The organism is Mesorhizobium sp. M1A.F.Ca.ET.072.01.1.1 (assembly GCF_004023325.1).
Classification (GTDB): domain Bacteria; phylum Pseudomonadota; class Alphaproteobacteria; order Rhizobiales; family Rhizobiaceae; genus Mesorhizobium.
In genome coordinates, this window is sequence record NZ_RZSF01000220.1 from 1 (window position 1) to 11599 (window position 11599).

Genomic DNA, 11599 nt, shown 5'->3' on the forward strand with positions numbered 1-11599 from the left:
GGTCGTCACATAGGACGAGAAATGGTCGAGATAGGTGGCGAAGATGGTCGAGCCGGCCAGCCACGCGACCAGCGTGAAGACGATGCCCGGAACGATGGAAACGAAGCGGCGCTTGCCGGCCGGCAGCCAGATATGCACCGCGAACAGGCCGATGACGATGACCGTCGAGGCGATCACGTAACGCCATATGGTGATCGTGCCCATATAGGGCTTGATCCATTCCAGATGCGCCTCGGCCAGCCGCGCGAGCAGGGGCGCGAGCACCAGAAGCACGCTGACGGCGAGAAAACAGGCCGTTGCGATCAGCACGAAGACGATGCTCTGCACCCGGCGATGGATGATGCCGCGCGTCTCGGTAACGCGATAGGCGCGGTTGAGCGAGGTGCGCAGCGCCTCGATGCCGTTCGAGGCGAAGTACGCGGCTAAGAGCACGCCGTAGGTCAGGAGGTCGCTGCGCCGCACGGTGAGCACATTCTGCACCTCGCGCGCGATCGGCTTGGCAATCTGCTCCGGCCAGGTGTCGAAGACCAGATGCACGGCCGTGTCGGCGAAGGCGCGCGCGCCGAGAAAGCTGGCCAACGTCGTTGCGAAGATCAGGAACGGAAACAGCGCCATCAGCGAGGTGATCGCCAGATGGCTGGCCATTGCCCAGCCGTCGTCGGTGGTGAAATGGCCGATCGCATCGTAGAGCACGCGCTTGACCGCGACGATATTCCTGAGCAAGGACCCGCGCTCCGCTCGATTGTGTCGACGCCGCGAATATGGGAAGGGATTGCGGCAAATGGCAACCCCAGGTCCGACAACGTTGCCCACCGCTGAACAGTTGCGCAGCATCATCGTCACCGGCACCTCCTCCGGCATAGGCGCCTATTGCGCGCGGGCATTGAAGGCGGAAGGTTGGCGCGTGTTCGCCACGGCTCGCGCACCGGCCGACATCGCCGCGCTCGAGGCGGAGGGCATCGAAGCCTTCTATCTCGACTACCGCGAGCCCGAGTCCATCGCCGCCCCGGCCGAGGCCGTGCTGGAGCGCACGGGCGGCACGCTCGACGCGCTGTTCAACAATGGCGCCTACGCGCAACCCGGTGCCGTCGAGGACCTGCCGGTCGAAGCGCTGCGGGAGCAGTTCGAAGCCAATTTCTTCGGCTGGCACGACCTGACCCGCCGCGTCGTGCCGGTCATGCGCCGCCAGGGGCACGGTCGCCTCGTCCACTGCTCCTCGATCCTGGGGCTCGCCCCGGTCCGTTTTCGCGGCGCCTATTCGGCGTCGAAACATGCCGTCGAAGGCCTGATGCTTTGCCTGCGCCAGGAGCTCGAAGGCAGCGGCATTCATGTCTCGTTGATCGAGCCGGGGCCGGTGACCTCGAAGATCGCCAGCAACGGCCTGGTATGGTTCTTGAAGAACATCGACCTCGAGAACTCCGTTCACCGCGCCGACTACCAGGCGCAGCTCGCGCGGCTCAAGGCCGGCGGCAGCGTCTCGCGTCTGAAGCCCGGACCTGAGGTGGTCCATGGCGCCTTGCGCCACGCGCTTCTGTCACAGCGCCCCCACCCGCATTATGTGGTAACGGTGCCGGCCAGAATCGGCGTGGCGCTTAAGCGCATCCTGCCGGCCTCGATGCTCTACCGCGTGCTCGCCAGGCGGGCCTGACCGAAACCCAACTGGAGCCAGCCCCATGGCAACCGTCTTCAACATCCTCGCCATAGTCGTCATGGCTGCCGTCGTGGTCGTGCTGATCCGCGGCCTCGTCAACATGATGCGCGGCGGCTCCGGCTTCACCTCCAACAAGCTGATGCAGGCCCGCGTACTGCTGCAGTTCATAGCTCTGGTGCTGATCATGCTGACCGTCTACTTCACCCGCAAGTAACGGGCCGGGGAGGAGAAGGTGGTCAAGCTCAACAAGATCTATACCCGTACCGGCGACGACGGGACCACCGGTCTGGGCAGCGGCGAGCGGCGCCTGAAGTCAGATCTGCGCGTCGAAGCCTACGGCACCGTGGACGAAGCAAATGCCTGCGTCGGCATGGCGCGCGTCCACACCGCAACCGATCATCCGGCGATCGACGCCATGCTCTCCCGCATCCAGAACGATCTTTTCGACCTCGGCGCCGACCTTGCGGTGCCGGACAACGGCAAACCGCTCGGCTACGAGCCGCTGCGCATCGTCGCCGCGCAGACCGGGCGCGTCGAAAAGGACATCGATGCTCTCAACAAGGACCTGCAGCCGCTGAAATCCTTCGTGCTGAACGGCGGCACGCCTGCCGCGGCAGCCCTGCATCTTGCGCGCACCGTAACACGGCGCGCCGAGCGCCTCATGGTGGCGCTGGCGCAGGACCCGGCCGAGCACGTCAACCGCGAAGCGCTGAAATACGTCAACCGCGTCTCCGACTTCCTGTTCGTCGCCGCCCGGGCGGTCAATGACAACGGAATTGCCGACGTGCTATGGGTTCCCGGCAAGAACCGCTGACAACCGGGTATGGCGGGAGGGTCCGATGTTCATCCCGCTCTACGACACCAACAGGCTCCGCCACATCCGCCTGCAATATGTGACGATCGGTCTGATCGCCGCGAATGCCTTGGTCTATCTCGCTACCACGCTTGGCGGCGAGAGCTTCACCAATGCCGCCGTGCTTGGCCTCGGCTTCATCCCTTCTGTCGTCCATGACAAGGTGGAGCTGTCGCCCGAATTCGTCGTCATTCCCGAAAGCCTCAGCTATCTCACCTATTCCTTCCTGCATGCCGACATCTTCCATCTCGGCGGCAACATGCTGTTCCTGTGGGTGTTCGGCGACAATGTCGAGGACGCGCTCGGCCACATACGCTACCTGATCTTCTACCTCGCCTGCGCGGCGGCGGGCGCTTTCTTTCAAGGCTTGGTCGGCTGGGATTCCCAGGTGCCGCTGATCGGCGCCTCCGGCGCCATCGCCGGCGTGGTGGCGGCCTATCTGATCCTCTATCCGAGGGTTAAGGTGTGGGTATTGGTCTTTGCGCGCATTCCTCTGCGCATCCCGGCCTTCATCCCGCTCGTCCTTTGGATCCTGTTCCAGATCGTGATGTTTGCCGCCGGCGGAGAGGATCAGATTTCCTGGGCCTGCCACATCGGCGGCATCATTGCCGGCGCCGTTCTCGTCCTGGTGCTGCGCAGCCGCGGCGTGCCGCTGCTTGCCGGCGCAGACGGCGAGCCGGACCCGACGCCGAAGGTCCAGAACGTCCCTCTCCCGATCGAGCCCGGACCAGCGCCCGAGGCGCCGGCACAGACGGCGCCTCGATGGGGCCGCGGCGCGGCGTCACCGCCAGACTGAACCGATTTGAGTGCGACGTGCATATTGACGCGCCGGATTGCCGCCACTACGGAACGCCACCACAGAGCATGATCCCGAAAAGTGGGAACCGCTTTTCGGAACGATCATGCTCAACCGAAACATCGGGGTGGAACAGCTTCTTGGCCGTTGGAGACCAGAATTCCGCCCGGAATGTCGGCTTTCGACAACTCTGACAAGGCGCACACTGCTATAGCGCGCCCGACTATCTCAGGAGAGGTGACAGGAAAATGAAGATCCTTGTGCCCGTGAAGCGGGTTGTGGACGCGAACGTCAAGGTCCGGGTCAAGGCCGACGGACTGGGCGTCGAGCTTGCCAACGTCAAGATGGCGATGAACCCGTTCGACGAGATCGCGGTCGAGGAAGCGATCCGGATCAAGGAAGCCGGCAAGGCCGAGGAGATCATCGTCGTCTCGATCGGCCCGCAGCAGGCGCAGGAGACGCTGCGCACCGCGCTCGCCATGGGCGCCGATCGCGCCATCCTGGTCAAGACCGACGAGCAGACCGAGCCGCTGGGTGTGGCCAAGGTGTTGAAGGGCGTGGTCGAGGCCGAGAAGCCCGGCCTCGTCATCCTCGGCAAGCAGGCGATCGACGACGACAGCAACCAGACCGGCCAGATGCTGGCGGCGCTGCTCGGCTGGGCGCAAGGCACCTTCGCCTCGAGGATCGAGCTCGCCGGCGATCATGCCAAGGTGACGCGTGAGGTCGACGGCGGCCTGCAGACGGTTGAGCTGAAAATGCCGGCGATCGTGACCGCCGACCTTCGCTTGAACCAGCCGCGCTATGCATCGCTCCCCAACATCATGAAGGCCAAGAAGAAGCCGCTCGACGAGAAGAGCCCGGCCGACTACGGCGCCGACGTCAAGCCGCGCCTGAAGGTGATCAAGACCGAGGAGCCCGGCGGCCGCAAGGCGGGCGTCAAGGTCAAGAGCGTCGCCGAGCTGGTCGAGAAGCTCAAGAACGAAGCCGGCGTGCTCTAAGCGGTCAGGAAAGGAACAGGAAAATGGCAATTCTCCTCATCGCCGAACACGACAACGCAAGCCTTTCCGACCAGACTGCCAAGGCGCTCGCGGCCGCCCTGCAGATCGGCTCGGATGTCGATGTGCTGGTCGCCGGCCAAGGCGCCAAGGCGGCAAGCGACGCGGCCGCCAAGCTGAAAGGTGTTCGCAAAGTCCTGCTGGCCGAGGCCGACGAACTCTCCGAACGCCTGGCGGAGCCGCTGGCTGCACTCGTCGTCTCGCTCGCCGGCTCCTATGACGCGATCGTCGCCCCCGCGACCTCAGCGGGCAAGAACGTCGCGCCGCGCGTGGCGGCCCTGCTCGACGTCGCGCAGGTCTCCGAGATCATCGAGGTGGTCTCGCCCGACACCTTCAAGCGGCCGATCTATGCCGGCAACGCCATCCAGACCGTGCAGTCGACCGACGCCAAGAAGGTGATCACCGTGCGCACCGCCTCCTTCCAAGGGGCGCCAGAGGGCGGCTCGGCCCCGGTCGAGACGGTGAACGCCGCCGCCAATCCCGGCCTCTCCTCCTTCGTCGAGAACAAGCTCTCCGAGAACGACCGTCCCGAGCTGACCTCGGCCAAGATCATCATCTCGGGTGGTCGTGCACTCGGCTCGTCGGAGAAGTTCCAGGAAGTCATCCTGCCGGTCGCCGACAAGCTCGGCGCCGCTGTCGGTGCCTCTCGCGCCGCGGTCGATGCGGGCTATGCGCCCAACGACTGGCAGGTCGGCCAGACCGGCAAGGTGGTTGCCCCCGATCTCTACATTGCCGTCGGCATCTCCGGCGCCATCCAGCATCTTGCCGGCATGAAGGATTCCAAGGTCATCGTCGCCATCAACAAGGACGAGGAAGCGCCGATCTTCCAGGTTGCCGATTACGGTCTCGTCGGCGATCTCTTCGTCATCCTGCCGGAGCTGCAAAAGGCGCTTTGACGCTTTCTGCTCTGGCATATTAAAATCCGAAGGGTGGGGTAGACGAAGTCGCCCCGCCCTTTTAGTTTGCACTGCACAAAAAGCAGGCCGGTAAAGGCTTGCGCAATTCCAGGAAAAGTCCATAGCGGTTTTCCCTGCGGAATTGCGATAAACAAAAAAGGCAATTCCAGGAAAGTGCCGAGCCACTTTGCGTCCGGAATTGCGGGAAACAAGAGAAGGGAGCGCTTCCGTGCCTCGCAGAAGCGGAAATGCTCCAGACGGGATTGGGGTAATGAGCAAGATCGAGACGATCGGCATTGTCGGCGCAGGTCAAATGGGGGGCGGTATCGCCCACGTCTCGGCGCTGGCCGGCTACAAGGTCCTGATCCACGACATCTCGCCCGACCGGGTCGAGAAGGGCATCGCCACCATCAGCGGCAACATGGCCCGTCAGGTCGGTTCGGGAAAGCTCGAGGAGAAGGCGCGCAACGAGGCGATGGCCCGCATCTCATCGGCGTCCGCCATGGCCGATCTCGCCGCCGCCGACCTCGTCATCGAGGCGGCGACCGAGGATGAGACGGTCAAGCGCAAGATTTACGCCCAACTCTGCCCGCAGCTCAATCCGGAGGCGATTCTCGCGACCAACACCTCCTCGATCTCGATCACCCGGCTCGCCGCGCAGACCGACCGGCCTGAGCGCTTCATCGGCATACATTTCATGAACCCGGTGCCGGTGATGAAGCTGGTCGAGCTGGTGCGCGGCATCGCCACCGAGGACCAGACGTTCGAGGCCGCCAAGACCTTCGTGAACAGGCTCGACAAGACGATCACCGTTTCGGAGGATTTCCCGGCCTTCATCGTCAACCGCATCCTGTTGCCCATGATCAACGAGGCGATCTACACGCTTTATGAGGGCGTCGGCACGGTGGACGCCATCGACACCGCCATGCGGCTCGGCGCCAACCATCCGATGGGACCGCTGCAGCTGGCCGACTTCATCGGTCTCGACACCTGCCTGTCGATCATGCAGGTGCTGCATGAGGGCCTGTCGGACTCCAAGTATCGCCCCTGCCCGCTGCTGGTGAAATATGTCGAGGCCGGCTGGCTCGGCCGCAAGACCGGCCGCGGCTTCTACGACTATCGCGGCGATCATCCGGTGCCGACACGCTGAGCCGCCCGCGACTGAACGCTCTCCCAGCCGGCGTTCAGGATGCCGCGGCAAGCGGCAGCGGTGCCGCCTCGTCCTTCGAAACTTCATCGGGTGCTGCCGAAACGCAGCCGCGGCCGGCCGCCTTGGCGGCATAGCAGGCGGCATCGGCACGGGCGATGATCTCATCCACCTCGCCGCAGCCGGCGCGGATCGGCGCAAGCCCGATGCTGGCGGCGATCGAATGCGGACGACCGTCCCAGCTGAAGCCCAGGTTGCGGATGGCTTCGATGATGCAACGCGCCGCGACCGTCGCTCGCGCCGGCGCGCCCGATTTCAGTATGACCGCGAACTCGTCGCCGCCCAGGCGGGCGACGATATCTTCCGGCCCGAGCACGTTGCGGATGGCGTCGGCGACGCGCTTCAGCAGCGCATCGCCCGCCGCGTGGCCGCCAGTGTCGTTGACCGCCTTGAAGTGGTCGAGGTCGACGAACATGAACTGATGCTCGCCGCCATTCAACCGGCACCAATCGACCAGCTCCTCCATCGTGCGGATGAAGCTTGGGCGGTTGGCGAGCCCGGTCAGCGCGTCATGGGCCGCGGCATAAGCGAGCTGGCGCTGCAGGGCGCGCGCGTCGGTGAAATCCTGGAAGACGATGACGAGCCCGCAGAACTCGTCGTGGTCGTTCATGATCGGCGACACCATTTGGCGGATGCTGCAGCGCGTGTCGTCGCGCCTGATGAGCACGGCGCGGGCGTTCTGATCGCAATGATGGCGGTCGGCGGCCGAAGCTCGCGTCAGGCCGATCCTCTGCCCGGTTTCCTCGTCGACCGCCCAGTAGACATCGCCGAGCACCTTGCCAAGCGCCTCGCCGCTGGCAATGCCGGTGAGCTTTTCGGCGACCGGATTCATGAAGCTGACGCGGTTGGCGGCATCGGTGCAGATCACCGCGTCGCCGATCGACTGCAGCGTCACCCTGAGCCGCTCCTTTTCGTCGGCGAGCATCGCCGCCGAGACCTTGCGCCGTTCTTCGGCCTCCTTGCGCTCCGTGATATCGGTCAAGCTGCCGATCGCCCGGATCAGCCGGCCCTCGCCGTCGCGTTCGATCGCCTTGCCGCGGTCGAGGATCCAGACCCAATGGCCGTCCTTGTGGCGCATTCGGAACTCGGCCTCGAAGAAGGCCGTCTCGCCGGCAAGATGCGCCCGGTCCGCGTCGGCGACAATTTGGCGGTCGTCCGGATGGATCATCGTCAGCCAGCGGTCGGGGTCCCCGTCCAGCTCGCCATCCTCATAGCCCAGCATTCTGACCCAGGTTTCGGAGTAAGTCGTGCCGCCCTTGCGCATGTCGAGGCTCCAGACGCCTTGTCCGGCGCTGGTCAGCGCGAAATTCCAGCGCGTCTCGGCTTCGGCGATGCGCGCTTCGGCCTGCTTGCGCGCATCGATGTCCTCGATCTGCGACACAAGATAGAGCGGCTTGCCGGTCTCGTCTTCGCGAATGACCGAGCCCGCAAGCTGCGCCCAGACCGGAGTGCCGTCCTTCTTGAGGTAGCGCTTCTCGAAATGAAAGGAATCGATCTTTCCTTCTTTCAGCGCGATCATCGTCTCACGGCCGATCTGCAGGTCGTCGGGATGCGTGATCTGGAAGAAGGTCAGCGCCTCGATTTCCGCCCGGCTGTAGCCGAGCATCGCCGCGAAGGCGGGATTGGTCTGAAGGATGCGGCCGTCGAGGCCGACGATGGCGACGCCGATCGCCGAATCTTCCATCGCGCGGCGAAAGCGCTGCTCGCTCTCGGCAATCTGCCGGCGGTCGTCGATGATCCTGCGGATGAACAGCGCCGAGACAAACAGCGTCACGGCCGTGACGGCGACGGATATCTGCAGGCAGAACTTCAGCGCGTCCGCGCCGAACTCCAGCGCCGGCAACAGGACCGATGCCATCAGGGTGACGAGCCCAGCCGCCATCAAGGCGAGCACAGATCGCTTGCCGGCCCGCGGACCTTTCCAACTCAACCACGCCACAATGCGATTCCACCCCATGCGCAACTGCCACAACCCTGGCGGATCGATTTTAAGGAATGGTTGTAAGCTGCGGCGGCCACGCCGCTAACCGGCAAAGCAATTGCCGGCATGATTAAGGATCGGTGTGTAATCCTACCAGCGGACGAAAAACCGTCCGCCAAGCGCGCCGAGCGCGGTGAGGAACGCGATCGCGATCGTGTACCAGGTGGCGACGAACAGCGGCGAATCGTCGAAGCAATGCGCGGCATAGAAGGTCGCCGCCAGTCCGCCCGCGAGCAGGCCCGCGACCGCGCCGGCCAGCACCGGCCGCGTCGGCGCGCCATAGCGCAGCATGCCGAGGAAGATCGCCAGGGGACCGATGCCGATCAACGGGATGAAGCTCATGCAGATCATCATGTTGGAACCCACGAGCCGCCTGCCCCAGTCCGCCTCCGGCACGACGAAAAGCTCCAGGAAGACCGCGATCATGACGAGCGCGGGCGCGGCGAGCGTCCATAGTTTCGCTCGCCTGCTCGCCGCACCGGGCGTCGACAGGGCTCGGATCAGAGCGAATGCGCTGGTCGTGAGCGCCAAGGTGAAGACGAACTTCGACATGAAGCGCATCGTATGCATGGCCGGCATGATGTCCGGGCGCGGACCGATGGTCATGAAAAAGACCATCGCCGCGACCACAACCGCCACGCCGACGGCCAGCCACCAGGCGAGGCCAAGCGGCATCGCCTTGTTGCGGGCATCGGCGTCGAGCGCCTTTATGAGGTCCTCGGTTCTCATGTCACTGTCGTCCGAACCTTTTGGCGATCGCGGCAAGGCCGCGATGCAGCGACACGCGCACTGCCGTCTCGCTGATGCCGAGCTTGACCGCCGTTTCGCCGATCGAATGGCCGTCGACCGAGATTGAGGAAACCACGGAACGCTGCGAGGGCGGCAAGCCGTCCAGGGCCCGGTTTATGTCGCGCTCGCTCACCGTCTCCGCTTCCGGCTCGGCGAAAGTCTCGGCGATCTCGTCGATCTCGACCTCGATGCGACGGCCGCGCCGGCGGAATGCATCGATCAGCTTGAAGCGGGCGATCGCATAGACCCATGGCAGCACCGGCGCGTCTTCTCGCCACGTGTGCCGTTTGACGTGAATGGCCAGCAAGGTTTCCTGCACGACATCCTCGGGGTCGACCCCGCCCTGGACGATCTTGCGCCGGACGAAGCCACGAACGAGAGCGGCTATCCGGTGAAGAAAGTCGGCGTAAGCCCTTTCGTCTCCCGCGATCGCGGCCCTGAGCAGCCGGGAAAGCTCGGCCTCGTCCTTGCCGGTCACAAGAGTTTACCCCCGATGTTCGCGTCTCGGCCCTGGTTTGTTACGTGTCCGGCGAAATAATGTCCAAGCCAAAGTACCGGAAAATCACGAAAGTTTGCGGCACGGCGACCGATTGAAGCAGGCCGGAATGTTGACTATCGTAATCAGGTATTTATAGGTGCACCTGAGCCCGAACCCCTGTCTCCAGATTTGAGGACGATGCCCATGAAAACTGCCTTTTCCACTCTTGCCGGCGCCGCCGCGCTGGCGCTCGGCCTGATTGCCGGACCGGCCATGGCGGAGGATGCAGGCATCATCGTCTACAACGCCCAGCATGAAAGCCTGGCCAAGGAATGGGCGAAGGGCTTCACCAAGGAAACCGGCATCAAGGTCACGCTGCGCAACGGCGGCGACAGCGATTTCTCCAACCAGATCGTCGCCGAGGGTGCTGCCTCGCCGGCCGACGTGTTCCTGACAGAGAATTCGCCTGCAATGGCGCTGGTCGAGGCGGCCGGCCTGTTCGCGCCGGTCGATGCCGACACCCTCGCTCAGGTTCCGCAGGAATACCAGCCTTCGAGCGGCAAATGGGTGGGCGTCGCCGCGCGCAGCACCGTCTTTGCCTACAACAAGGACAAGCTCAAGGAAGGCCAGCTGCCCAAGTCGCTGCTCGACCTTGCCGATCCGAGCTGGAAGGGCCGGTGGGCCGCCTCGCCGTCCGGCGCCGATTTCCAGGCCATCGTCAGCGCGATGCTCGAGCTCAAAGGTGAAGCCGCGACTTCCGACTGGCTGAAGGCCATGAAGGAGAACTTCACCGCCTACAAGGGCAACAATACGGTGATGAAGGCGGTCAATGCCGGGGAGATCGATGGCGGCGTGATCTACCACTACTACTATTTCGGCGACCAGGCGAAGACCGGCGAGAACAGCAAGAATGTCGGCCTGCATTATTTCAAGAACCAGGACCCGGGCGCGTTCGTGTCGATCTCTGGCGGCGGCGTGCTGGCCTCGAGCAAGCATCCGAAGGAAGCCCAGGCTTTCTTGAAGTGGGTCACCGGCAAGGCCGGCCAGGAGGTTTTGAAAACCGGGACCTCTTATGAATACGCGGTCGGCAAGGATGCCATGTCGAACCCGAAGCTCGTGCCGCTGGCCGATCTGCAGGCGCCCAAGATCGATCCGACGCACCTGAACTCGAAGAAGGTCATCGACCTGATGACGCAAGCCGGCTTGCTTTAGTCCGCGTTCGTCCTAAAAGGACAACCGACCGTGCTCCCGCCGGAATTCGCTTTCCGCGGGAGCGCTTTTGTTTTGGAGATGGCCTCGTCGATGACGATCATCTGCGTTTCCGACCGCGTTCGCGGTTCATCAGATCGTCTCCAGGCGGTGCATTCCGGCTGATGTCCGCGATCGACCTCACGCATTCGGGGGCGCCGGCTGCCGCAAGGCAGAGCCGGCGGTCCACGTCGTGGATTACGCTTGCGGCCGCCATCGTCTCGCTGATCGCTCTCCTGCCGCTTGCCTTCATCGTCTGGGTGGGCATCCAGACGGGATGGGACACGGTGGTGGCGCTGATCTTTCGGCCTCGCGTCGGCGCGCTCCTGGTCAACACCATCCTGCTTGTCGTCCTGGCCGTCCCGATCGCCATCGTGCTGTCGGTGGCGCTTGCCTGGCTGACCGAGCGCAGCGACCTTCCCGGCAACCGTTGGTGGTCGTGGCTGTCGGTAGCGCCGCTGGCTATCCCGGCCTTCGTCCACAGTTACGCCTGGATCAGCCTGATCCCCGGCCTGCACGGGCTCTGGGCCGGCGTGCTCGTCTCCGTCATCGCCTATTTCCCGTTCCTCTATCTGCCGATCGCAGCGGCGCTGCGCCGGCTTGACCCTGCGCTGGAAGATGCCGCCGCAGCGCTGGGCCTCGGAC

At 64.3% G+C, this 11599-nt stretch carries 12 protein-coding genes and 1 pseudogene; 9 read left to right on the forward strand and 4 right to left on the reverse strand.

The genetic code is table 11. The annotated features are described in order from the left end of the window. Positions 1-723: YihY/virulence factor BrkB family protein (locus EOA32_RS25120; RefSeq protein ID WP_145971348.1), on the reverse strand; the 723-nt coding region annotated here is incomplete at its 3' end. Positions 724-781: 58 nt separating this feature from the next. Here EOA32_RS25120 and EOA32_RS25125 point away from each other — a divergent pair. From EOA32_RS25125 to EOA32_RS25155, 7 genes are all read left to right on the forward strand, one after another. Beyond that, positions 782-1648 carry an SDR family oxidoreductase gene (locus EOA32_RS25125; RefSeq protein WP_128373163.1) on the forward strand — a complete coding sequence of 289 codons (867 nt, stop codon included), beginning with the start codon at positions 782-784 and terminating at the stop codon, positions 1646-1648. Between the two features lie 25 nt (positions 1649-1673). Continuing rightward, entirely contained in the window at positions 1674-1865 is a 192-nt protein-coding gene (locus EOA32_RS25130) for a twin transmembrane helix small protein (protein WP_066990167.1), read from the forward strand. Positions 1866-1883: 18 nt separating this feature from the next. Next, complete coding sequence (locus tag EOA32_RS25135) at positions 1884-2465, forward strand: cob(I)yrinic acid a,c-diamide adenosyltransferase (RefSeq protein ID WP_066990170.1); 582 nt, start codon at positions 1884-1886, stop codon at positions 2463-2465. Between the two features lie 25 nt (positions 2466-2490). Then, positions 2491-3300 carry a rhomboid family intramembrane serine protease gene (locus EOA32_RS25140; protein WP_066990173.1) on the forward strand — a complete coding sequence of 270 codons (810 nt, stop codon included), beginning with the start codon at positions 2491-2493 and terminating at the stop codon, positions 3298-3300. A 248-nt stretch (positions 3301-3548) separates the two neighbouring features. Next, positions 3549-4298 carry an electron transfer flavoprotein subunit beta/FixA family protein gene (locus EOA32_RS25145; protein WP_066990176.1) on the forward strand — a complete coding sequence of 250 codons (750 nt, stop codon included), beginning with the start codon at positions 3549-3551 and terminating at the stop codon, positions 4296-4298. A 23-nt stretch (positions 4299-4321) separates the two neighbouring features. Beyond that, positions 4322-5251, forward strand: coding sequence for an electron transfer flavoprotein subunit alpha/FixB family protein (locus tag EOA32_RS25150; RefSeq protein WP_128373164.1), 930 nt, complete (start codon positions 4322-4324; stop codon positions 5249-5251). A gap of 271 nt (positions 5252-5522) precedes the next feature. Beyond that, positions 5523-6401, forward strand: a complete 879-nt coding sequence (locus EOA32_RS25155; RefSeq protein WP_066990182.1) for a 3-hydroxybutyryl-CoA dehydrogenase — start codon at positions 5523-5525, stop codon at positions 6399-6401. A 34-nt stretch (positions 6402-6435) separates the two neighbouring features. Here the strand turns inward: EOA32_RS25155 and EOA32_RS25160 are convergent, their stop codons facing one another. The 3 genes from EOA32_RS25160 to EOA32_RS25170 all read right to left on the reverse strand — a co-directional run bounded on the left by EOA32_RS25160 (position 6436) and on the right by EOA32_RS25170 (position 9706). Continuing rightward, a complete protein-coding gene (locus EOA32_RS25160; RefSeq protein ID WP_245499381.1) occupies positions 6436-8352 on the reverse strand; it encodes a PAS domain S-box protein in 1917 nt (638 codons plus the stop codon). Between the two features lie 177 nt (positions 8353-8529). Further along, a complete protein-coding gene (locus tag EOA32_RS25165; RefSeq protein WP_095782422.1) occupies positions 8530-9168 on the reverse strand; it encodes an NrsF family protein in 639 nt (212 codons plus the stop codon). Between the two features lies 1 nt (position 9169). Further along, complete coding sequence (locus EOA32_RS25170; RefSeq protein ID WP_067319094.1) at positions 9170-9706, reverse strand: sigma-70 family RNA polymerase sigma factor; 537 nt, start codon at positions 9704-9706, stop codon at positions 9170-9172. Positions 9707-9910: 204 nt separating this feature from the next. Between EOA32_RS25170 and EOA32_RS25175 the strand changes: the two genes are divergently transcribed. Both EOA32_RS25175 and EOA32_RS25180 read left to right on the forward strand, forming a co-directional pair. Further along, on the forward strand, positions 9911-10918 hold the full coding sequence (locus EOA32_RS25175) for an iron ABC transporter substrate-binding protein (protein ID WP_127243009.1): 1008 nt from the start codon (positions 9911-9913) through the stop codon (positions 10916-10918). A gap of 161 nt (positions 10919-11079) precedes the next feature. Continuing rightward, positions 11080-11599: pseudogene (locus tag EOA32_RS25180) on the forward strand (iron ABC transporter permease); the annotation flags it as partial.

What these genes read in the sequence shown, in the direction of transcription:
- EOA32_RS25125 (WP_128373163.1), top strand. Translation starts at nt 782, where the DNA reads ATGGCAACCCCAGGTCCGACAACGTTGCCCACCGCTGAACAGTTGCGC.
- EOA32_RS25130 (WP_066990167.1), top strand. Translation starts at nt 1,674, where the DNA reads ATGGCAACCGTCTTCAACATCCTCGCCATAGTCGTCATGGCTGCCGTC.
- EOA32_RS25140 (WP_066990173.1), top strand. Translation starts at nt 2,491, where the DNA reads ATGTTCATCCCGCTCTACGACACCAACAGGCTCCGCCACATCCGCCTG.
- EOA32_RS25145 (WP_066990176.1), top strand. Translation starts at nt 3,549, where the DNA reads ATGAAGATCCTTGTGCCCGTGAAGCGGGTTGTGGACGCGAACGTCAAG.
- EOA32_RS25150 (WP_128373164.1), top strand. Translation starts at nt 4,322, where the DNA reads ATGGCAATTCTCCTCATCGCCGAACACGACAACGCAAGCCTTTCCGAC.
- EOA32_RS25155 (WP_066990182.1), top strand. Translation starts at nt 5,523, where the DNA reads ATGAGCAAGATCGAGACGATCGGCATTGTCGGCGCAGGTCAAATGGGG.
- EOA32_RS25165 (WP_095782422.1), bottom strand. Translation starts at nt 9,168, where the DNA reads ATGAGAACCGAGGACCTCATAAAGGCGCTCGACGCCGATGCCCGCAAC.
- EOA32_RS25175 (WP_127243009.1), top strand. Translation starts at nt 9,911, where the DNA reads ATGAAAACTGCCTTTTCCACTCTTGCCGGCGCCGCCGCGCTGGCGCTC.